General features: G+C 55.2%; 23 protein-coding genes and 1 pseudogene. 17 read left to right on the top strand and 7 right to left on the bottom strand.

Features of this window, described 5'->3' with window-relative positions:
• Window positions 1–30: 30 nt before the first annotated feature.
• Window positions 31–951, bottom strand: coding sequence for an MYXO-CTERM sorting domain-containing protein (locus ACZ5CE_RS07530; RefSeq protein WP_464574267.1), 921 nt, complete (start codon window positions 949–951; stop codon window positions 31–33).
• A 273-nt stretch (window positions 952–1,224) separates the two neighbouring features.
• Between ACZ5CE_RS07530 and ACZ5CE_RS07525 the strand changes: the two genes are divergently transcribed.
• The 6 genes from ACZ5CE_RS07525 to ACZ5CE_RS07500 all read left to right on the top strand — a co-directional run bounded on the left by ACZ5CE_RS07525 (window position 1,225) and on the right by ACZ5CE_RS07500 (window position 5,319).
• A complete protein-coding gene (locus ACZ5CE_RS07525) occupies window positions 1,225–1,989 on the top strand; it encodes a TatD family hydrolase (protein WP_464574266.1) in 765 nt (254 codons plus the stop codon).
• On the top strand, window positions 1,986–2,642 hold the full coding sequence (locus tag ACZ5CE_RS07520) for an ankyrin repeat domain-containing protein (protein ID WP_464574265.1): 657 nt from the start codon (window positions 1,986–1,988) through the stop codon (window positions 2,640–2,642). Before ACZ5CE_RS07525 ends, ACZ5CE_RS07520 begins: the two co-directional genes overlap by 4 nt.
• 25 nt (window positions 2,643–2,667) lie before the next feature.
• On the top strand, window positions 2,668–3,072 hold the full coding sequence (locus ACZ5CE_RS07515) for a VOC family protein (RefSeq protein ID WP_464574264.1): 405 nt from the start codon (window positions 2,668–2,670) through the stop codon (window positions 3,070–3,072).
• 102 nt (window positions 3,073–3,174) lie between these two features.
• Window positions 3,175–3,777: an NAD(P)H:quinone oxidoreductase gene (gene wrbA / locus ACZ5CE_RS07510; protein ID WP_464574263.1), complete on the top strand. Its 603-nt coding sequence runs from the start codon at window positions 3,175–3,177 to the stop codon at window positions 3,775–3,777.
• Window positions 3,778–3,811: 34 nt separating this feature from the next.
• The gene (locus ACZ5CE_RS07505; RefSeq protein WP_464574262.1) at window positions 3,812–4,558 is read left to right on the top strand and encodes an SDR family oxidoreductase; all 747 of its coding nucleotides are present in this window, start codon (window positions 3,812–3,814) and stop codon (window positions 4,556–4,558) included.
• 71 nt (window positions 4,559–4,629) lie between these two features.
• Entirely contained in the window at window positions 4,630–5,319 is a 690-nt protein-coding gene (locus ACZ5CE_RS07500; RefSeq protein WP_464574261.1) for an MgtC/SapB family protein, read from the top strand.
• 66 nt (window positions 5,320–5,385) lie between these two features.
• Here ACZ5CE_RS07500 and ACZ5CE_RS07495 read toward each other — a convergent pair whose 3' ends face one another.
• From ACZ5CE_RS07495 to ACZ5CE_RS07485, 3 genes are all read right to left on the bottom strand, one after another.
• On the bottom strand, window positions 5,386–5,667 hold the full coding sequence (locus ACZ5CE_RS07495; protein WP_464574260.1) for a hypothetical protein: 282 nt from the start codon (window positions 5,665–5,667) through the stop codon (window positions 5,386–5,388).
• 268 nt (window positions 5,668–5,935) lie between these two features.
• The gene (locus tag ACZ5CE_RS07490; protein WP_464574259.1) at window positions 5,936–7,510 is read right to left on the bottom strand and encodes a putative bifunctional diguanylate cyclase/phosphodiesterase; all 1,575 of its coding nucleotides are present in this window, start codon (window positions 7,508–7,510) and stop codon (window positions 5,936–5,938) included.
• 150 nt (window positions 7,511–7,660) lie between these two features.
• Window positions 7,661–8,692 (bottom strand): NAD(P)H-quinone oxidoreductase, encoded by a 1,032-nt coding sequence (locus tag ACZ5CE_RS07485; RefSeq protein ID WP_464574258.1) that lies wholly within the window; start codon window positions 8,690–8,692, stop codon window positions 7,661–7,663.
• Window positions 8,693–9,485: 793 nt separating this feature from the next.
• On the opposite strand from ACZ5CE_RS07485, the gene ACZ5CE_RS07480 reads away from it, so the two are divergent.
• The 3 genes from ACZ5CE_RS07480 (at window position 9,486) to ACZ5CE_RS07470 (ending at window position 11,146) form a co-directional block, all read left to right on the top strand.
• Window positions 9,486–9,665 (top strand): hypothetical protein, encoded by a 180-nt coding sequence (locus tag ACZ5CE_RS07480; protein WP_464574257.1) that lies wholly within the window; start codon window positions 9,486–9,488, stop codon window positions 9,663–9,665.
• 295 nt (window positions 9,666–9,960) lie between these two features.
• The gene (locus ACZ5CE_RS07475; protein ID WP_464574256.1) at window positions 9,961–10,890 is read left to right on the top strand and encodes a DUF6279 family lipoprotein; all 930 of its coding nucleotides are present in this window, start codon (window positions 9,961–9,963) and stop codon (window positions 10,888–10,890) included.
• A 37-nt stretch (window positions 10,891–10,927) separates the two neighbouring features.
• Window positions 10,928–11,146 (top strand): hypothetical protein, encoded by a 219-nt coding sequence (locus ACZ5CE_RS07470; protein WP_464574255.1) that lies wholly within the window; start codon window positions 10,928–10,930, stop codon window positions 11,144–11,146.
• A 286-nt stretch (window positions 11,147–11,432) separates the two neighbouring features.
• Here the strand turns inward: ACZ5CE_RS07470 and ACZ5CE_RS07465 are convergent, their stop codons facing one another.
• Window positions 11,433–11,735 carry a hypothetical protein gene (locus tag ACZ5CE_RS07465; RefSeq protein WP_464574254.1) on the bottom strand — a complete coding sequence of 101 codons (303 nt, stop codon included), beginning with the start codon at window positions 11,733–11,735 and terminating at the stop codon, window positions 11,433–11,435.
• Window positions 11,736–11,916: 181 nt separating this feature from the next.
• Between ACZ5CE_RS07465 and ACZ5CE_RS07460 the strand changes: the two genes are divergently transcribed.
• The 3 genes from ACZ5CE_RS07460 to ACZ5CE_RS07450 all read left to right on the top strand — a co-directional run bounded on the left by ACZ5CE_RS07460 (window position 11,917) and on the right by ACZ5CE_RS07450 (window position 15,469).
• Window positions 11,917–12,630, top strand: coding sequence for a protein-L-isoaspartate(D-aspartate) O-methyltransferase (locus tag ACZ5CE_RS07460; protein WP_464574253.1), 714 nt, complete (start codon window positions 11,917–11,919; stop codon window positions 12,628–12,630).
• Between the two features lie 2 nt (window positions 12,631–12,632).
• Complete coding sequence (locus ACZ5CE_RS07455) at window positions 12,633–15,065, top strand: spermine/spermidine synthase domain-containing protein (protein WP_464574252.1); 2,433 nt, start codon at window positions 12,633–12,635, stop codon at window positions 15,063–15,065.
• Between the two features lie 149 nt (window positions 15,066–15,214).
• Window positions 15,215–15,469, top strand: a complete 255-nt coding sequence (locus ACZ5CE_RS07450) for a hypothetical protein (protein WP_464574251.1) — start codon at window positions 15,215–15,217, stop codon at window positions 15,467–15,469.
• Here ACZ5CE_RS07450 and ACZ5CE_RS07445 read toward each other — a convergent pair.
• Entirely contained in the window at window positions 15,466–16,305 is an 840-nt protein-coding gene (locus tag ACZ5CE_RS07445; protein WP_464574250.1) for a glycosyltransferase, read from the bottom strand. The two genes, ACZ5CE_RS07450 and ACZ5CE_RS07445, sit on opposite strands and share 4 nt — an antisense overlap.
• A gap of 80 nt (window positions 16,306–16,385) precedes the next feature.
• Here ACZ5CE_RS07445 and ACZ5CE_RS07440 point away from each other — a divergent pair, with 80 nt between their 5' ends.
• The 4 genes from ACZ5CE_RS07440 (at window position 16,386) to ACZ5CE_RS07425 (ending at window position 18,447) form a co-directional block, all read left to right on the top strand.
• A complete protein-coding gene (locus ACZ5CE_RS07440) occupies window positions 16,386–16,664 on the top strand; it encodes an antitoxin of toxin-antitoxin stability system (protein WP_464574249.1) in 279 nt (92 codons plus the stop codon).
• The gene (locus ACZ5CE_RS07435; protein WP_464574248.1) at window positions 16,661–16,960 is read left to right on the top strand and encodes a type II toxin-antitoxin system RelE/ParE family toxin; all 300 of its coding nucleotides are present in this window, start codon (window positions 16,661–16,663) and stop codon (window positions 16,958–16,960) included. The genes ACZ5CE_RS07440 and ACZ5CE_RS07435 overlap by 4 nt, the downstream gene beginning before the upstream one ends.
• Window positions 16,961–17,459: 499 nt before the next feature.
• Window positions 17,460–17,951 (top strand): hypothetical protein, encoded by a 492-nt coding sequence (locus ACZ5CE_RS07430; protein ID WP_464574247.1) that lies wholly within the window; start codon window positions 17,460–17,462, stop codon window positions 17,949–17,951.
• Between the two features lie 139 nt (window positions 17,952–18,090).
• On the top strand, window positions 18,091–18,447 hold the full coding sequence (locus ACZ5CE_RS07425; protein ID WP_464574246.1) for an NrfJ-related protein: 357 nt from the start codon (window positions 18,091–18,093) through the stop codon (window positions 18,445–18,447).
• 200 nt (window positions 18,448–18,647) lie between these two features.
• Here the strand turns inward: ACZ5CE_RS07425 and ACZ5CE_RS07420 are convergent.
• Window positions 18,648–19,057 (bottom strand): annotated as a pseudogene (locus ACZ5CE_RS07420) (IS5 family transposase); the annotation flags it as partial.
• A 486-nt stretch (window positions 19,058–19,543) separates the two neighbouring features.
• On the opposite strand from ACZ5CE_RS07420, the gene ACZ5CE_RS07415 reads away from it, so the two are divergent.
• Window positions 19,544–21,061: a PEP-CTERM sorting domain-containing protein gene (locus tag ACZ5CE_RS07415; RefSeq protein WP_464574245.1), complete on the top strand. Its 1,518-nt coding sequence runs from the start codon at window positions 19,544–19,546 to the stop codon at window positions 21,059–21,061.
• Window positions 21,062–21,098: the final 37 nt, after the last annotated feature.

Raw genomic sequence — 21,098 nt, 5'->3', positions numbered from 1 at the left:
GGCTTCTGGTGGAACCGGTCAAACCGGAATCTATCCGAATCTGCGACGCAGGGTATGGGCTAGTCCCAGCAAACCAAGGACCAGCAGCGGGATCGTTCCGGGTTCCGGCACGGTACCGCAGGACGGCTGTCCCGGTTCGCCGCACTGGAATACTGTTCCGGCGCCGCCACCAATTACCACGGCCCCGGGGAAAGTGCCGCCCGTCTGGCCGAAAATTGGTCCGGTGACAAGAGTGCTCAAGCCTCCAAAGTCGCCCGAAAACCAGGCATGCCAGGGAGTCGCGTTGCTGACATCGCTATTGGTCAGGCCGGGAAATGCGGCATTGCCTGCTGCGGTAATCGTCAGGGAGCCGGAGTTGAAATTGGGACCGCCGTTATCTCCCTGAACTACCAGTCCAGGCAGCAGGGCCGAGAGCCATCCGTAACCGATACTCGAGTTGGCTTGCTCCTGCGTGAAGAGTCCGCCGCCACTCACCACGAAATTGTTGAGGATGCCGGAATTGGCATTGACGATGCCAAGCTGCGCATCAGTGATGCCCCCCGATACGTTACTGCTTACGGTAGGCATATAAATGATGCCCGTGTTGCTGGCGTTGGTGGTGCCAGTGCCATTGAAGAAGTTGGTGATATCGGATAAAGTGGACAGGGCCACGAAGCCCCACGAACCATCCAGGCTGGATTTCGAGGTAGCGGAGTTGAATGCCGAAAGCGCGGAGCTCGAGTTGCAGCCAATACATGCCACGGTGTGCTGCCCATTGGTTACCGCAGGCGCAAGATTCTCAAAGGCCTTCTGCATGAACAGCCAACCCGTGAAATTGGTAGTGGAGCTGGCGGAACCATGATCATCCGCATCCGTCCCCGCAATGATGATGGGGCCGGCTGAAGCGATGGAGGCGGCGCCCAAAAATAGCGTCCCAAAAAACATCGAAATTATTTTCTTCTTGGTTTTCATTTGATTCCTTTTTGAGTTATGTATTACACGAAGTACGAATTTCCTCACACACGATGTTACCGGTCAGAGATTTAGCAATTTTCATGCCTTTTTTAAATACTGGAAAAAGATCATATAAAATCATTTGACTATAAAGAATGTGCGTTAATACTGGCATATTTTGATAGCTTGGCTCATCAGTTTTGTAAAAAAAGCCGACATCTGCGTCCCTGATCGCAAGACTGAGCAATGCCTGGTTTCATTCACTTCATCGCAGATTTAAACTTTGTCATCATGCTTGTTGACTCCCACTGCCACCTGGATTTTCCCGATCTCGCAAGCCGCCTCGACGACGTGATGGCAAGCATGCGGGATAATGGGGTCAGCCATGCCCTGTGCGTGAGCGTGAATCTCGAGGATTTTCCACGCGTGCTCGCCCTGGCGGAAACCCATTCCAACCTCTTTGCCTCCGTAGGGGTTCATCCCGACTATGAAAACCTGGAGGAACCTCAGGCCGCGCAACTGGCGTCTCTTGCAAGGCACCCCAGAATTGTCGCTATCGGGGAAACAGGGCTGGATTACTTCCGCCTCACGGGAGACCTGGAATGGCAGCGCGAGCGTTTCCGTCAGCATATCCGCGCGGCAAGGGCGTGCGGCAAGCCGCTCATCATTCATACGCGCGCAGCCGCGGAGGACACCTTGCGCATCATGGCGGAGGAGGGCGCCGACCGGGTCGGGGGAGTGATGCACTGCTTTACCGAAAACTGGGAAGTGGCGCAGCAGGCGATGGAAATGAACTTTTATATTTCGTTTTCGGGTATCGTTACCTTCAAGAATGCGGTAGCGCTGAAGGATGTAGCCAGGAAAATCGGACTGGAGAGAATGCTGATTGAAACCGATTCGCCCTATCTCGCTCCCGTGCCGCATCGGGGTAAAATCAATCAGCCTGCCTTCGTGCGCCACGTGGCGGAGGAAATAGCCGCGCTGCGGGGCATCAGACTGGAGGAAGTTGCCGCCGCCACTACAGCCAATTTCTTTAATCTTTTCAAGGTTGCATGATGATATCTCCAACCAGATCCTGGAATTTTTCCTGCTTGCTGCTTGTCGTCGGCTTTTTCCTGGCATCCCCAGTCTCGGCAGGCGTGTATGAGGAGCTGCGCTCGGCGGTGGAGGTTAATCATACGGGAGACATAGCAAAGCTGCTTGCCCGCGGCGCCGACCCCAACACGCCGGATGAGCAAGGAAACACGCTGCTTATGATCGCCATCCAGAACAATAATCCCGAACTAATCGACATCCTCCTGAATGCGGGCGCCAAGCTCAACCTGCGTAACCGGTATGGCGAGACCGCGATAATGCTCGCTAGCTACAATGGACTATACAACATCGTCGAAAAGCTCTATGTCAAGGGAGCGGAAATCAAGCATGACGGCTGGAATCCGCTGCTCTATGCAGCGACCAACGGCCATGTCAGGGTAATCCAGCTGCTCCTGGACGGAGGCGTTCCAGTCGATTCGACTTCTCCCAACGGCACTACGCCGTTGATGATGGCGGCACGGGGAAACCACACGGATGCCATTACTGTCCTGCTGAAAAATGGGGCGGACCCCAACTTGAGAAACGATGCGGGAAAAACCGCTGTTGCGTTTGCCCTGGGACGGAATCATTCGCAAGCCGCCGAGCTATTGCAATCCAGCGGGGCAAAAGAATGAAGCAGCGGCGTCTTGACGAAAGCATATGGCGGCGATAGCCTTCAACCACTACAATCTGCGAGCGCCGCGGGAACTCATGGACCGGCTCAGGGATTTCTATTGCGATATCATTGGCCTGCGGCAGGGCAGGCGACCTGACCTGGGAAGCTTTGGATACTGGCTTTATGCCGGCAGCGACTGCGTTCTTCATCTGAGCGAGACGAGGGCGGGAGAATCGCGCCTCACGCATACCTCCACCACATTCGATCATGTCGCTTTTACCTGTACCGGCCGCACTGCGATGGAAGCAACCCTCGATGGGCACGATATCCCGTTCTCTCGCGGCCAGGTGGCGGAATTGGGCATTTATCAGCTTTTTTTGCAGGACCCGGCCGGGAATGGCGTGGAGTTGAGCTTTAAGGAAAATCCAGGGATTCCGGCTTTCGGGTGATCCCTGGCATCGGCGGTAGAGTTGGCGGCAGGTCGACCGGTCCAGGCTGCGCAGGGTGCGCTCGACCATCCTGCGTATCAGCGTATTTCAAGGGAGAGGAACATGACAAAAATTCTCGTACTCTATTACAGCATGTACGGCCATGTCGAAACCATGGCCGGGGCGGTCGCCGAAGGCGCCCGCAGCCTCGATGGAACAGAAGTCGTCATCAAGCGGGTGCCGGAACTGATGCCGGAAGAAATTGCGCGCAAGGCAGGCGCAAAACTGGAGCAGATGGCGCCTGTCGCAACGGTGGACGAATTGCCTTCCTACGACGGCATCATTTTTGGTACGCCGACCCGCTTTGGCAACATGTGCGCGCAAATGCGCAACTTCCTGGACCAGACGGGGAAATTATGGTTGAGTGGCGGATTGATTGGGAAAGTGGCCAGCGTTTTTACCTCGACAGCTACTCAGCATGGCGGGCAGGAAACCACCATCACCTCCTTCCATAACACCTTGCTGCATCAGGGCATGATCATCGTCGGAGTGCCTTATTCCTGCCAGGGATTGCTCAATATGAGCGAAATCACGGGGGGATCGCCTTACGGCGCGGCCACGCTTGCCGGCGGCGACGGTAGCCGGAAACCATCGGAGAACGAGCTGACCATCGCCCGGTTCCAGGGCAGGCATGTGGCAGAAATCACAAGAAGACAATGCACATGACCCTCTCGCGTGCTGTATGGATTGCATGGACCGCATGATGGCGAAACCGCTCGAAGGCAAGATCGCCATCGTCACTGGCGCATCCCGCGGCATAGGCGCGGAAATCGCCCGCTCGCTGGCGGGTGCGGGCGCAAAAATCATCATCAACTATTTCAGCAATCGCCATGCTGCCGAAACGGTCTGCAGCGAGATCATGGAGGCGGGAGGAGAAGCACTTTCTGTCCGGGCGGATGTGAGCCATTCAGCAGAAGTGCGCATACTTTTTGATGCCGCTATCGGCAGGTTCGGCCGCGTGGATATCCTGGTCAATAACGCCGGCATCCTTCTCTCACGGGAAATTGCCGACATCCGGGACGAAGAGTTCGACCGCGTCTGGAACATCAATACGCGCAGCGTTTTCTATGCCTTGCGGGAAGCGGCCACGCGGCTGGCAGACGGGGGGCGCGTGGTCAGCCTGTCGAGCACGGTCACGCGGCTGATGCTCCCCAACTATGCCGCGTATGCTGCCAGCAAGGGCGCGGTCGAGCAGTTGACGCGCATTTTTGCGAAAGAAGCAGGGGGGCGTGGCATTACGGCCAATATCGTTTCGCCCGGTCCGGTAAACACGGAGATGTTCACCACGGGAAAAAGCGAAGAGACGATCAAGCGCATGGCTGCGATGTCGTTCCAGGGACGCGTGGGCGAGCCGCGGGACGTCGCCAGCCTGGTGCTTTTTCTGGTAAGCGACGAAGCAGCCTGGATTACCGGACAGAACATCAGCGTGAGCGGCGGCGCGGCGTGATATCGCGCTTTCCCCCCCGGAAATGGGAACGTCGATTTTCGCGCTGACGACCCCGCCTTGGCCGGTGCCATATGAACGACTATCCGGTCATCGCGCTTAATCTGGCGGCGGCGCTGGCGGCAGGCGCGGTGATAGGCCTGGAAAGGACTGTCCATGGGCATCCCGCCGGCTTCAGGACCCATGCGCTCGTATGCCTGGCCTGCAGTCTCCTCATGCTGATGACTTCATATCAGTCCCATTGGCTGCACGGCGCGCCGGTCGGTTCGATAGGAGCGGATACGAGCAGGATGGCGCAGGGGATAGTGACGGGTATCGGATTTCTGGGCGCCGGCGTGATTTTCAAGGAAGGAATGACCATTCGCGGCCTGACTACTGCCGCTTCCATCTGGACCACCGCAGCCATCGGGATTCTGCTGGGACTGGGATTCTACTTCCCCGCGCTTTTGGGAACCGGCCTCATGCTGGGAGTGCTCACCTTGTTCAATTCGATTGAAATGAGGCTGCCCCGCGACTCCTACGCCCAATACCACGTAAGCTTCGACAGAAACGATATCATGCCGGAAGACCAGGTTCGAAGGCTCGTCGCCGACCATGGGTTTGAGATTGCGAACATGAGCTATCGCATTACGCCGACGGGATTGTTCGAATATCGCATGGATATCCGCACCAAGCGGGATCCGGACAGGACCGCCGATCTCGCGGAAACATTGCGTAAATCCGAAATAGTGCGGGAATTCCGCATTTCCACGACTGGCAATTAAGGAAGCGCTGAACGATTTTTGCTTCGAGAAGGATTCGGGATTCAGGAAGTCTTGTGGAATATTGTCTCACAAGGTGGCGATAACCATTCTTGCTCCTGCCGCTGCGCTGCCACCGCTTGCCTGAATTGCATGAATGCCTTCGCTTTTCACCTTGTCCATGGCCATGCAAAAATCCCGCATTTCCATGCAATCCGTTGCCCATTCTCCAGGTTCAGTTTCATATGCCGCATCGTCCATGGTCATCGCCGCCGCTTCCCAGTGACCATGCGCTATTTCCAGCATGGCGATCTTGCATCGTGTGATTTGTTCGGGCGGTGCTGCCATCAGAATTTCGAATATGTTTTTCATGATGTGCCTCCACTCTTTTTACGTTCCTCACATTACTCTTTTCACTTTCTTCACAATAATAAGACAGCAATTTTTCATCGAGGTGCCGTCTTTTTTTCTTATTTTTACCATTCGAGGATTTTCCATGGCGAGAACGAGAACACCCAGCCGGAGCGGTGTCGCATCAAGTTTTTCCCCGAAAATCCAGGCGGGAGTAATGTGGATTTGGCGCCGTTAATTGCCTGGTGCCGTGGATGCTATCTTATGGATGAATGAAGGAAATGTACTGTCAGGACAACAGGGGGCTGTCCAGGGCATCGAGATTCCCTTCCTTGCTCATCGCGGCTGCCTCTTGCCTGTCTACCCAGCCGATCATTTTATCCTCCAGCATCGGCCTGGAAAAAAAGAAACCTTGCAGTTCGTCGCATTTCAGTTCCTCAAGAATCCTTCGCTGCCCCTCTGTTTCGACTCCTTCGGCCACGACGCTCAGATCCAGGACGTGCGCGAGGTTGATCACTGCCTTGACTATGGCGCGTGCGTCGCTGTTCTTTTCGAGGTCGGTGATAAAACTGCGGTCGATCTTCAACTGACGGGCCGGCAACTGGCGCAGGTAGTTCAGGCTGGAATACCCGGTGCCAAAATCATCTATGGACAAGCGCACGCCTATGGCTGCGAGTTTCTTGAAAAAACACTGGGTTGCGTCGATGTCTTTCATTGCGGCCGATTCAGTCAACTCGCATATCAACTGCGATGGTTCAAGCTGGTGCCGCTTCAGCGCCTGCCGGATGCTATCTGCCAGATCATCCTGGCGCAGTTGATGCATCGACAGATTGATCGCAACGCTCATCCGCATGCCTTCTTGAGACCATGTCCCCATCTGGCGGCATACTTCATTGATAACCCAGTTGCCCAGGCCATTGATCAGGCCAAAGCGCTCGGCAAGAGGAATGAATATTTCGGGGCCGATGATGCCGCGTTCCGGGTGATTCCAGCGCAGCAACGCCTCCATGCCTCTGACTCGCCCATCGGTCACGCCCACCTTGGGTTGATAATACAACTGCAACTGGCCAAGCTCGACCGCGCTACGCAAATCCCGATGCAGGCCAAGCTGATCCACTGCGCTGTCTTCCATCCGGGATTCAAACAACGCATAGCCGTCTCCGCCAGAATGCTTGGCGGAATGCATCGCAGCACTGGCGCAGGACAACAACCTGGTTCTCGGACCCTGGTCCGGATAAATCACCACGCCCACTGAACCGGAAATCTCGATTTGCTGGCCGCCTATATCGAAGGGTTGCGCCAGCGCCTTTACCAGCCGGTGGGCGAGTTGTGCACAATCGCCCATGTTGCGGACATCCTCTATCAGCAGCACAAAATCGTCGCCCCCCAATCGGGCAACCATGTCCGTGGTACGGGCCAGTCCGCGCAATCGCCATCCCGCTTCCTTCAGCACCAGGTCGCCAATAGCATGGCCGAAGGAATCGTTGATGGACTTGAAGCCATCCAGGTTGGCTACCAGAACGGCGATTCTACCGGGTTTATGCTCGGCATCGAATTCTTCCCGGCCCTGTTCCTCCGCCCGGTCGCAACGCGACGTAAGCTTTACGAGATAATTTTCGAACTGGATGCGGTTGGGCAACCCGGTAAGCGGATCGAGGTGGGAGCGCTTCTGCAATTCTTCGTTGGCGCTTTCGAGTTCCGCATTCGCGGTTTTCAGCGAACGGGAGTATTGCAGGCGAGCTGCAAACGCGCAGACCAGGAGTGCCAATAGAGTCATGGCGGTATCCGCAGTATAGAGAGAAACAATCGCAACAGTTGCAGCGGCAATGACTACCAGGTTGCTGCCTAGCATCGACGGGGGCATGACCATCCTCCAGATCGGATCGAATTATCTAATCAATACGGCCTGGTCACGGGAAACTTGAGGAATAAACAGGAAGCAATCCGGAAATTCCGTTTCAAGGCAAAGCTTGTGGAAGATCTTTCACGGGATTCCAGCGAATCCGGAATGGGATTATGAGGATGCGGCACGTCCGGCAGCGGTGACAAGGACGATCTTTCCGATGTGCGCGCCGGATTCCATCAGCGCATGCGCCGCGGCAGCTTGCTCCAGGTCGAAGGTCTGGAAGATCACCGGCTTGATCTGTCCCTGCCGCAAGAGAGGCCAGACGTGCTGTTCCAGCTCCTGCGCGATCTGCGACTTTTCCCGCACAGTGCGGGATCGCATGGTCGAGCCGGTATGGGTCAGGCGCTTGGCCAGCATGGGCATCAGGTTCAGTTCGGGTGCGGAGCCATGCTGCACCCCAATCTGGATAATGCGCCCGTTCATCGCCGCCGCCCGGTAGTTTCGCGCCACGTAGTCGCCCGCGATGATATCCACGATGATATCGGCCCCCTTGCCCTGCGTGAATCTTTTCGTCTCTTCCACGAAATCCTGAGTCGGGTAGTGGATCGCCAGATCCGCTCCCAGCGCCAGGCAAGCTCGACATTTCTCTTCCGAACCGACGGTCGCCAGCACGGTGGCGCCGAATGCCTTGGAAAGCATGATGGCAGTGGTGCCGATGCCGGATGAGCCGCCATGGATCAGTACCGTTTCACCCGCCTTGAGGCCGCCGCGCTGGAACAGGTTGGCCCATACCGTAAAGAAGGTCTCCGGTAATGCCGCCGCCTCGATCAGGCTGAAACCGCAGGGTACGGGGAGGGCGTTGCTTTCATGTACCGTGCAAAACTCGGCGTAACCGCCGCCGGGAACGAGCGCGCATACCTTGTCGCCAATGCTGAAGCGGGTGGTCCCCGCACCAGGCGAAACCACTGTCCCGGCAATTTCGAGTCCCGGAATTGCCGATGAACCGGGAGGCGGAGGATACATTCCCTGTCTTTGCAGAATATCCGGACGATTGACGCCCGCGGCTTCCACCCTGACGAGAATGTCTTGCTCTCCCGTTTGCGGGATGGGACGCGTGCAAGCTGTCAGCACTTCCGGGCCGCCGTAACGCGGGATATCCATGGCCAGCATGCTCTGCCCGTTAAAAGATCTGGAATCCATTCGCGGTCCTGCCCCTGATGGAATAACGATCATAGCAGCAATGAACCGCCGCCAGGAAGAACACGAAGCGCGGCGCCATCTTTTCATTTCTGAAATTGCATCGAATTCTCATCCGTGGCCGCCCTGGAGATTGCTTTACGGCCAGTCGGATATTATGACATAATCCTGAAAATAAAGGATTGTAAATATCACAGGATTTTATATCACATGAATGATATATATTTTATATGTTAATTATCAATTATATTAAGTAATAACATGAACCATTATATTAGCGTGAAACTTATTTATATATCATTATTTTTCCGGTAAAGCATTTCGCAGTCTGGAAATCTGCGGAAGCCAGAGAGGGAATGTGAGATCAAGGAATCGCCAAATCGGAAAAAGGCGGCCAGCCTCTCTCTATCTCTTTTCCCTCAGTCCACGTTACGCCTATTCCCCGGGACGGCTGGCCCATCCTCCTGGCGCTGCGCCAGGCAGGCGAACAGATGCCCGTATCTGTCCTGACCACCCGGGATACCGTGAACGACCAGGTAAAAATAGGGTCTATAACGCAGGGTGTAACGAAGAAGCTTCCACAATTACTTGTCCCTGGATATATCCCGTGGAGCTCGATTTACCCCTGCGCGTTTACGAAAATGTGCCCAGATACTGCGTGTAAAACATGATCTTGACTCATCCGTTCTGCAGTGGTGGGATGAGGCGGGCCATTCGGGGGAAGGCGGTTTACTGAATCCGAAGGCCCGGGAAAGGCGGCAAGGGAGTTGGTTTCTCCGAAAGACAGGAGGTCGATATGAATGCGACTTGTGAGGAGGAGCAAAGAAAGGCAAGGGAAGCGTATGAGGCGTTGCAGCAATTAATAGGCAATTCGAATCCTCATGACGGCAGTATTGCCAGACAGCATTGGCAGGATGCCGAAAAGGCCTACGAGGATTGCCTGAGAAATTCTTCCGTTCCCGGTGACATCCACTAGCGTTTGCCAGAGCCCGCCTGTTGGCTGAAGATTCCTGCAGGCAGTTCTTCGCTTGATGGAGAGCGGGCTCTGCAAGCGCGCAATGACGGGAAGGAGAAGAAGGTATTGAAATACCGTCCCCGAGCGGTCACCGCCTGCCAGGCAAGGCGCGTGGCCGCCCATTCAAGATCCGCCAGGAATCATCGGTAACGGCTATGGAGTGTAGATACTCTGTTTGCCGTCAAGCATATTGTTCAGGGGTTCCGGCTGCGCCGCGCTTGCGTCCGTACCGCTATTGCAGCCACAATAACGCGGCATGAAAACGTTTCCCTTCAAGCGGTCGCTGATCATCCTGCTGGTTCCCGCGCTGTTCTCCTTGACGGGGTGCAACATTGTCCGCTTCGGATACAACCAGGCGGACCATGTGACCTATTGGTGGCTGGACCGGTTCGTGGATTTCGACGAAACGCAAGGGTCGCGTGTCCGCGCTGCCTTGGCCCGCTGGTTTTCCTGGCACCGGCGCGAGCATCTGCCCCGGTATGCGGGCTTGCTGACCCATTCCAGGACCATGGTGCTGGAAGATACGACTCCGGAACGCACCTGCGGCTTGTGGACGGAGATACGAGGATATATGGATGAAGCGTTTGAGCACGCATTGCCGATTGCCGTGGATATCACGTCAACCCTGACCCCCCGGCAGATCCAGAATATCGAGCGGAGGTATGCCAGGATCAATGAGGAATTCGATGAGGACCATGTTCGGGGCAACGCCGAGGCGCGCCTGAAGAGATCGATCAACCGTACCGTCGAGCGTGCCGAGTTCTTCTACGGCAAGCTCGACAGCCAGCAACGCGAATTTATTAAACAGCGGCTGGCGGCCTCGCCTTACGAAGTGACTATCTGGAATGCGGAGCGCCACCGGCGCCAGCAGGATCTGGTGCAGTTGCTGCGCCAATTGACGTCCGTCACGCCGGATCCGGACAGGATACAGCAAGCGCTGCGCGCCTACATGGAGCGCGTCTACAACTCGCCCAACGAAGCCTACCGCAAGTATTCGGATAACTTGTGGGCATATAACTGCGGCTTTGTCGCGGGCCTTCACAATACCGCTACTCCCGCACAACGCGCGCATGCGGCGAAGAAAATCAGGGGATGGGAATCGGATATCCAGCTGCTGCTCATGCCAACGGAAACAGCCAGGGCGGATTCGCTGTCTTCGCGGCCGGGTTTTCCCGCTTTGAGATAGCCCCGATACCGGCCCGGCCAGGAAGAGGGAATCGCTTTTGGACAGCAACGAATGGTATTTCGAAGGCGCATATACCGAGCTGTTTTATACAGCGCTGGTGATCGCCATTTTTGCCGCCTTATACCTCTTTGCCCGGCGCTACCGTCCATCCGATCAGGCGACCCGCCTCATCGAAGAAAACACGCCTTTACTGGGGTTGATTGCTCTCGCCATCGTTCTCTTCATCATCAACAGACTGCTGGGCGATTTGTGGTGACGCTAGCGTAGCGTTGCAATCGGTGTCCAGTTTGCTCTGGAATGGCTGTCCGGTTTGAACCGGAATTCGCATACACCACTGGATCCGGTCAGAATTTTCATTGATTTTGTTCCGAACGCGAGAGGCATACTCAAACGTCTTGGGCTTTCGTACTCGTACATCGTGAATTCTCCCCCTCGTGTGTGCCTGGCGGCTCACACTTCGGAGTTTCCTCGATGGACTCCCGTATCTGTCAAACTTCGAATGCCTCCCCGGCATAGCCGGGGGGCCTCCTGCTGTAGGCTAGCTATTTCTTTTGTCCATGTTCTTGTTCAAAGCGCCCATGCATTTTACCCACCATTTTGTGTAGATTTCTCATTTCATTGGTATCAAGCTTACCGTTATGGTCTTTGTCGTTTTGGTCAAACATCCACTCGTGGTGTTTCATGAATTCACTTTTACTAACACTACCGTCTGGTTCTCTTTTCATCACAGAAGCATCGCTTTCTCCATCATGTCCACTCGCATTGGCACTGGTTGCGAAACTACCTGTGGTCATTAAAAAAGGAACGATTGCAATAATGAATCCCATTTTTCGTTTTTGTGTCATAGTGATATCTCCTTGGTTAGATTCATCCAATACCGATCACCAAAAATCATGAATCATAAATTTCTGCGATAGTCTTTTGAAAGACTATTTTTAATATAGGTCAGAATGTCGTTGATATCAGTTGGGCGAGAAAATTATAGTTGTCTATAGTTGTCAATTTGAGGTGATCCTAAGTAGAGCCATGAACCGCCACTTTATCGTGGGCACGCTTCTCTGTTTCTGCTGCGCGTTTCCCTCGTATGGCGAGGATTACAGCGCGAAGCGCCACAAAATGGTGGCGGAGGTGCTGGCCGATCTCGCCGCCAACGGCAATCCCGCTCCAGGTCCCGGCGTGGTGCAAGCCATGGAGAAAGTGGAACGCCACCGTTTCGTGCCGGACTGGCTGATGAGGTTTGCCTATATCAACCGGCCTCTTCCCATCGGCCACGGGCAGACGATTTCGCAGCCTGTCATCGTGGCGATGATGACCGATCTGATCAAGGTGAAAGCTGGCGACAAGGTCCTGGAAATAGGCACCGGTTCCGGCTACCAGGCGGCTGTCCTGGCGGAAATCGTCAAATCGGTCTACAGCATGGAGATCATCGAGCCTCTTGGCAAAGAGGCTGCCGAGCGGCTGGCCGCGCTCGGTTACGGCAATGTGCAGGTAAAGGTGGAAGACGGCTACTACGGCTGGCCGGCGGAAGCGCCGTTCGACGCCATCGTGGTGACTGCCGCCGCGAGCCATGTGCCCCCGCCGCTAATCGCGCAACTGAAGCCGGGCGGGCGCATGGTCATCCCGCTTGGGGCGCAATTCATGACCCAGTTCCTCATGCTGGTGGAAAAACACCCTGACGGTTCGGTTACCAGCCGACAGATCATCCCGGTGGGTTTCGTCCCGCTCACCGGCGGACACTAGCCATGGCGGCGCCGAGGCCGCCATTTTTCGCCATCGGATTGCTGTCCGGCTGCCTGCTGGCCTATGAAATAGCGCTGACCCGCCTGTTCAGCATGGTGCTATGGCATCATTTCGCGTACATGATCATCAGCGCCGCGATGCTGGGTTATGGCGCGAGCGGCACCGCGCTTGCCCTGCTTCGGGAAAGAATAGCGCCATGCTTCAATGCCACGTTTCTCGCCACCGCGGCAATGCTGGCCCTCGCCATGCCGCTGTCGTTTCTGCTGGCGCAACAGGTTCCCTTCAATCCGCTCGAACTCCTGTGGGATACCAGCCAGCTGCCGAAGCTGCTGACTATTTACCTGCTGGTGGCTTTGCCATTCTTTTTCGGCGGAGCAAGTATCGGCCTCGCGCTGTGGCGCTTCGGAATGCAGGCAGGCCGCGTTTACGCCGCTGATATTTTCGGCGCGGGAGCAGGCAGCCTGGGTGTCGTCGCCGTGCTGTTCTTCATGTCCCCTGGCGACCTGCTGATGATCCTGGCGGCACTGGCCTTGTTCGCCGCTGCGATTGCCGCCATCGAGTTGAAAGTGCAGCGCCCGTGGTTGGCAAAACTCTTTTCCGGGCTCGCATTGCTGGCTGTCGTGGTGGCGCATGCCGGTTGGCTCAAGATCCATCCTTCGCCTTACAAGGATCTGAGCCAGACCCTCAACATTTCGGGAACCCGGATGATCGAGGAACGCACCGGCCCTCTCGGGCAGGTTGCGGTGGTGGAAAGCACCCGCATTCCCTTTCGCTACGCGCCGGGAATGAGCCTCAACGCCCTGTACGAGCCGCCGCCCCAGCTGGAAATGTTCGTCGATGGCAACGGCCCCACGGTGTTGACGCGCTTCGACGGCAACCTGGCTCCGCTCGCCTACCTGGGCCAGCTTACTTCCGCGCTGCCTTACCACGTGCTGGGATCTCCAGCCATACCACCGCATGGGCCGCGCGTGCTGGTGCTGGGAGCTGGAGCGGGCGCCGATGTATTGCAGGCGCTTTATTACCGGGCGGGCAGGGTGGATGCGGTTGAACTGGATCGCAACATCATCGACCTGGTGCGCAACCGTTTCGGCGATTTCTCCGGAAAGCTCTATGGGCGGCCCGACGTCCGGGTGCATGAGGGCGAAGCCCGCGGATTCGCCAGTGCCGGCACCGGCCAGTATGACCTGATCCAGGTCGCACTGCTGGATTCCTTCGGCGTCGCTTCCGCAGGGCTTTATGGACTCAGCGAAAGCTATCTCTATACGGTGGAAGCCCTGCAGATTTACCTTGGCCGCCTCGCGCCGGATGGCATGCTGAGCATCACACGCTGGCTCACCCTGCCGCCGCGCGATTCGCTGAAGCTGTTCGCCACGGCAATCGCCGCACTGGAAGAATCGGGTGTTCCCGACCCAGCAAGACGGCTAGCGATGATCCGGGGCTGGAAGACCGTCACGCTGCTGGTAAAGAACAGCGATTTCTCTCCGGACGAAATCGCGGCGATCAGGGAATTCAGCCGCACGCGCTCTTTCGATCCTGCCTACTATCCGGGCATGCTCGCGGAAGAGACCAACCGCTATAACCTGCTGGCCCGGCCCTATTTTTACGAAGGCGCTGTCGCGCTCCTGGGGCCGGAAAGGCAAGACTTTATCGACCGGTACAAATTCCATATCGAGCCGGCAACGGATGACCGGCCCTATTTTTTCCGCTACTTCAAATGGGATGCAGCGGTCGAGCTGTTCTCCTTGCGGCAGCAGGGCGGCATGGCGCTACTCGACTGGAGCTATCCGTTGCTGGTCGCGACCCTCATACAGGCGGTCCTCGCGAGTATCCTTCTCATCCTGGCGCCGCTGGCCGCATCCCGAGCCCGCGAAACCCTGCCTCCGGCAAGCGCAACGCTGTATTTTCTTGCCATCGGTTTCGCATTCATGTTCATGGAAATCGCGTTTATCCAGAAATTTATCCTGTTTCTTTCCCATCCGCTTTATGCGCTGGCGGTGGTTTTGTGCGCATTTCTCATATTTGCCGCGCTGGGAAGCTGGCTGGCCGGCCGAAAGCAGGGCAGGGCGGCCGGGGTGCGCAGCGTCACCACAGCTATTGCCGTGCTGGGAATGGTGGCGCTGCTCTACCTGGCCTTGCTGCCGGACCTGTTCGATGCGCTCATCCACCTGCCGGACCCGGCAAAAATAGGCATTTCCGCAGCGCTGATTGCCCTGCCGGGCATATGCATGGGTATTCCATTTCCCACCGGCATGGCGCGGCTCGCCTGCACCTCGCCGGATGCCATTCCCTGGGCATGGGCGATAAACGGCTTCGCCTCGGTGGTAGGCGCCGTCCTCGCCAGCCTGCTGGCTGTCCACCTGGGTTTTACCGCCGTCATCCTGCTGGCCGTGGTGTTATATGGCGGGGCGTGCGTTGCGATAAGAGGGTTTGCATAAGAGAGTTTGCCGCAGAGCGACAAAACGTTTCCGACATCGCCGCGCCGATGCGGTATATTTGGCACATGCGCCATAAGGACAGGTATCGAACCAGGTATCGGGCCTTGCCGGGATTTTAATGCATGCTTTTTTTCTAATCTGGAGATGATATGGGCGACTTGGGGCTGGTACCCTGGCTGATTTCATTCGCCGTTTTTTTCGTTTTTCCATTCTGGAGAATTCTGGACCGGGTAGGCTTCAATCCGGTATTTTCGCTTCTGGCACTCATTCCAGGAGGGGTGCTGATCCTCCTGTGGGTCGTCGCGCTGGCGAAGTGGCCTGTGCTGCCCCAGGTCAAAAGGAACAAGGCGCCTGCCGATCCGCCCAATCCTCCCGCGTTGCCCGGCCCCGATCAGACTCCCTAACGCCTGCCATCGTACCAGACGGACAGTTGCTTCCTATCCTGTAATGCCTTGCGCGGATGCAGCATGAGGCGCAGCATCTGCGCAGCCATTTCGGGTCCCGAGTAGAGCTTTACCTTGCGCGCGGAGGTTTCCAGCGGATATTGCGTCAGGATCACGAAATCCAGGCCGCGCTTCCGCCCCCATTTTTTCAGGAGCTCGCTGAGGTCTATTTCGTCGGCGGCGTAAAGCTCCTGATTGAAGCCGCCGACATCGCGAAACGCATCGGCGCGGCATACCACCAGCGCCCCGGCTGCCCAGCGGAAGAGGGTGGATATGCGGGTCCACAACCGTAATCCGCCATCCGCCCACCAGGGCAATCCCTCCATTCTGATGGTGCTGCCGCAGCCGACGCTCTTTCCTTCCTCGATCAGCCGCAGGATATCGGCCAGCAATTCAGGATTCAGGATGCTGTCGGCATCCACGAACAGCAGCCAGTCGCCAGTTGCCACCGCAGCGCCGGCATTGCGCGCCCGGCCGATCTGGTTGACCGGCTCGAAAACCACCTGGGCACCAGCCTGCCGCGCAAGGCACGCCGTGGCATCCGTTGAATTGTTATCGACGACGATGACTTCGGCGCTGAAGCCCGGCTTGGCGTTGACGGCGAGGGCGGTGGAAATCGAGCACAGGCAGTGCTCGATCAGGCGCTCTTCATTGAAGGCGGGGATGATGATGGAAAGGTGCATAAAAATAATCGAATTCCGGTTTGACAGGCTTGGGCTGCAATTATCCGTTGCTTCGGCGAGACTGGAAAAACGTGCGCATAATTTTCGCCCTTTACTGTCAAACGATGCTTCCATGGCTCATCAAACCGCCTTTTATAGCCGTGAGGTAATCAAAAGTATATACTTGGTTAGTATTATACGTAAGAGGTGTACTCATGCCAAAGGAAGCCGTTTTTACAATGAAGCTGGAGCCCGAACTGCGTGCCGAGTTTATAGCTGAAGCAGAGGCTGTTCATCGGCCTGCATCTCAAGTCCTGCGCGAGTTGATGCGCGAGTTCGTTCAACGGCAGCGCGAAGCAAGGGAATATGACGATTTCCTGAACCGCAAGGTGGAGGTTGCCAGAAGCTCGATGCGCTCTGGCTCAGGCCGGTCAAATGACGAGGTTGAAGCTGGATTTGCTGCACGGCGTGCCAATGCGACGAACCAGACGTGAAGGTTATCTGGACACCAGAAGCACAGCAAGATCGTATCGACATATGGGATTACATTGCAACCGATAATCTGCCTGCAGCCGCATGGATGGATGAGCTGTTCAGTAATGCTACCGCCAAACTGGCTACTTATCCTATGCTGGGCCAACCGGGAAAAATACACGGCACCCGTGAATTAGTCCCACATGGAAACTATCGGCTAGTGTACGAGATTGATGACGAAACGATATGGATACTGGCCCTTGTCCATGCGGCTCGACAGTGGCCGCAAGTACGTGAGCAGAAGCGAATAGCCTGAATACGATTCATTTTATCAAATTTAACATAATATACATTATGAGCAAAATTGACCTGTGTTATTCCGGCTATCCGGGTGCGGCAAGCATATGCCCCAGCCATGCAAGACGGGCCTGTGCATGCGTTATGTTAGCCGCCGTACAGAAGTCAGATCCATCTCATGGAAAAATGTACCCAGGTATCCACTTTTTCTCCCTCTTGTAGTGGATATCACTGACCCGGCAAAGGCCAACTACTCCTTGCCGGGTCTTTTTACATGGCGGCATTCCCTTTAAGGAATTTCATGAATGCGCATAACACCTCCCGCCTTGCCGCCCAATAATAATCCTTGAGACGTATTGCGGCGGAAAACGTGATTGCTTATCATACCAAGTGGCAATACAGGGCTAGTGAATACCTCCTGGTCCAGGATAGCGGATAGCCGGCTTCCCGAAGATGATCGACATGGCGCCCGCTACGAGATCTCTTTCCGAGACTGACTTGATTAAAAAGGAGAAGACGTGAACGTCATTGCGGCTATCTTCATGACACTGATTGCAGCCACCGCGCAAGCCAATTCCATCTACGACACCCCTGATGCCGAAACCCGATTCAAGGAAGCGCAGCGACATGTAAAAGAGCTGATGGATGCGGGAAGATTTCAGGAAGCCTCAAAATACATGAGCGTCTACAAGACCCTGGCATGCGAGGCTGCGGAACAAAAGGCAGGAAAGAGTGCTGAGGAAGGCGCGGCGGCCTGTGCGAGTAGAAGCACTCCAATTGGCCTCGCCTCAGGCGCCACCGCCCATCCTGTCGACTCAGGCGCGAACTCGCTGCTGGGTCCCGGCTTCACCGTTCGCCAGCGCCCCATGCCAGGCTCCTCCACCATGCTGGACGGTTCCACGCCATCCTTGTTTGTTTTTGACCCCCGAACCGTGCCCGGCTCGGACTCAGGTTCCAGCTCCAACCCCAGCCCCGGCAAGAAAATGGACGCATGGACGAGTTCCCCTTAGGGAAGCGCTGAACAAATCTCCGCTGGCGCAGCGACGCCCGGTTCTAGATCATTTTTCGGTTGGAACTCCCGGTGATTGGGGTGTATGATGCTGCCCTGCTCATAACAACCGGGCAATCCCGACCAGACTGGAGGCAGTTTTGAGAATAGCGAGAATAGTGTATTTCGCGTTGGCTGTTTCTCTCGGTATCGCGTATCTAGGCCCATTGCAGGCAACCGCTGCAGATAATGCCGGTTCCGGTGCTGCGAGCGCTGCGGGAGGAATGCCCAGTAATGAGGGCAAGGTGCTCTCCACGCTGGATGCGCCAGGATACACCTATATGGAACTGGCGAATACGGAAAAACGTTTCTGGATCGCTGCTCCCACCACCAGGGTAAAAGCCGGAGACCGTGTCAGGTTCGAGCAAAGCCTGGTGATGAAGAATTTCAACAGTAAAACCCTCAACCGGACCTTCGACCAGATCATCTTCGTCAACTCCGCGACGGTAATCAACTGAATTTCATAGGTTTGGTTAAATTCCAACAAAGGTACGTAAACTCTCATAGGTTTTTTCATAATCGCCGGATCGATATGCGATTCTTGGCATTTTGCAGCTCCTAATTGGAAGGCCTATTTAATCGGTAAATTTTGGGGGCTGGATTCCATCGGAATCCAGCTGCCTTCGTCCGACAAATCATACCGCTCTAGATAAGGTAGTCACGAGATTTTGAGCCAGAGGGCAATGCATCTGATCTGGATGGCAGCAAGGAATGAGGCACTGTTTTTAGCGTATCGGGTGATCGGGTGGCGATGCCTCGCCAGCGTTTCAGGTGGAGAAAGGCGTTTTCCACCAGATGGCGGATTTTGTAGAGATGCTCATCATACGGCCTTTGTTTTTCCCCGTTTTTCCTGAGTGGAATAACAGGTTTCATGCCCCGCTTCATAGCCTGCTCGATGATCGTATTGCTGTCGTAGCCGCGATCTGCAATCAGGCATTCGGCAACGATCCCCTCCATCAGGTAGCCAGCCTGTGTGCAATCCGCTGTGGGACCTTGTGTAACAAGGACTCTGACCGGCATACCATGCGCATCCACGGCCAGATGTACCTTGGTATTGAGCCCCCTTTTCAAGTTAATTGCCGCTTTGCAAAGCTTACTTGTAAGTGGTAATCCAAGGCGGATTATTAAGTGAGGTAAACCCCCGGCTTTGCCGGGGGACTCCGAAAGGTTTGACCTTTGCGTCGGTCGGAGATGGTTTTGAATCGGTGCATGGAACTGGAGAGGCCCTATGATCGAAGTAATGTTTGCAAGAGAGATCAACTTTGGAGCTGTACGCCTCACTGCGCCGCGAAGCGGCTCACGGTTTTGAGACCCCTTTGAGGGGTTCACCCAATAAACCACCGGCTTTGCCGGTGGTAATTTAATTTGTCCATATCCTGTTTCAAGCGCTTTTTTTGTGGCGTTATCTGTAGCCAGATAGACTTCTTCGCATATTGCGAGATAGACATTGACAATCATTTCAAGGAGTTCTAAATTGCTGAGGTTGAGCATAGGTAGCATGGCATAACACTATTCCATCGTGTCCCGTAAAATCAGAAGAACTTCGCGATCTGATTGAACAACACCCCCCATCTAAATAAACATAACGGAAATTTTATGACGTGCAATTTGCGCTGGATTAGCATAATCGTCGCGAGCCTCTTGTGGGCTAACGCCCCTGCTCATGCGAGCGGTTATATTTTTTCATTTCTGAACGATTTTCTCGGCCACGGTATGAACAATTCAGGCCAGGTAGCAGGGTACGCATTTAATATTCCTTCAGGAGGAGTCTGGAGTGAAGGAAGTATTAAGTTGATCTCTGACTTAGAGCCCACTGATATTAACGACAGCGGACAGTTGGTGGGGAGAAGCAATTTTCTTACCAGTATTCAACCACATGCTATTTTGTGGAATGGGACTGCAGCAATTGATCTTGGGACCTTCGGTGGCGCTTATAGCGCTGCAAATGGCATAAATAATTTTGGCAAGGTGGTCGGTGAAGCGAGTACGGCAGATGGGGAAACTCATGCAGCACTGTGGAATGGGTCTAAAATTACAGACTTGGGGCTTCCAAACGGGGTGTCCAGTGCGGGCGGTTACAGTTCTGCCAAAGCTATCAATGACAGCGGGAAAGCGGTGGGTTTATGGACCGATGTTCTTTCAGAAACCCATGCTGTGTGGTGGGATGGCAAAAATGTAACGGAACTAAAATCACTGGGCGGGATATACCGTAGCGCTCATTCCATCAATAATTTTGACCAGATTGTAGGAAGCTCGCAAACATCCAGCGGGGAATATCATGCCGTTCTATGGGAGGGTACGAAGGTAATTGATCTTGGTACATCTGGCACCGTGAGCGCTGCCAACGCGATTAACAATCTAGGTCAAGTGGTCGGTAACGTAGGCATTAGTGGTGAGCAACCCCATGCTACTTTATGGAACGGTACTGTTGCAACCGACCTCAACAGTTTTTTGGATCCGCTCAATAGGGCTAATGGCTGGGTATTGGCTTCCGGTTCTGACATCAATGACAAGGGGTGGATAATTGGGTCTGCAGAAAATAGGCAGGCGGGGATAATTCAAAGCTTTCTGCTGATTCCAAACCCCGGTGCCAGTCCCGCCAATCCCATCATGCCCATGGTAGAGCTGACGGATGGTTGGGCGTTCGTATTTACGTATGAGGGTGGCACTATCTGGATTGATCCACTTGTAGCCACCGGTTATGACTACTTGCTGGATTCCGGCCCGAACTTTACTTCTGTATTGCTTCCGAACGTTGGTGATAACCAATTCAGCCTGTATTTATGGAACGGCACTGAATGGACCTTTGATTCAACATTGCATGCTGGCATAGAGCACGCATTTACCGGAGCAGGAGTAGACAGGTTCCGAATCACAGGCATCGAGACCAGTGCGGGCCTGGACCCGAACTCCCCTACGGCATTCGTCACCGGCCTGACTTTTGCCGGTACTGGCCATGCCAGTATGCACATGAACCCCTTGGTTCAGGCCGTACCGGAACCTGAAACCTACGCCATGCTGATAGCCGGTTTAGGTCTCCTGGGATGGAGAGTGCGTAAAGCAAGGAGCTGAGCTACTCATCTGATAAAATTCTGCTTCAGGTTCGATG

This window comes from Nitrosospira sp. TNL200 (genome assembly GCF_055386305.1).
Note: the sequence above shows the minus strand (reverse complement) of the source record. Positions and strands in the feature narration are given on the sequence as shown.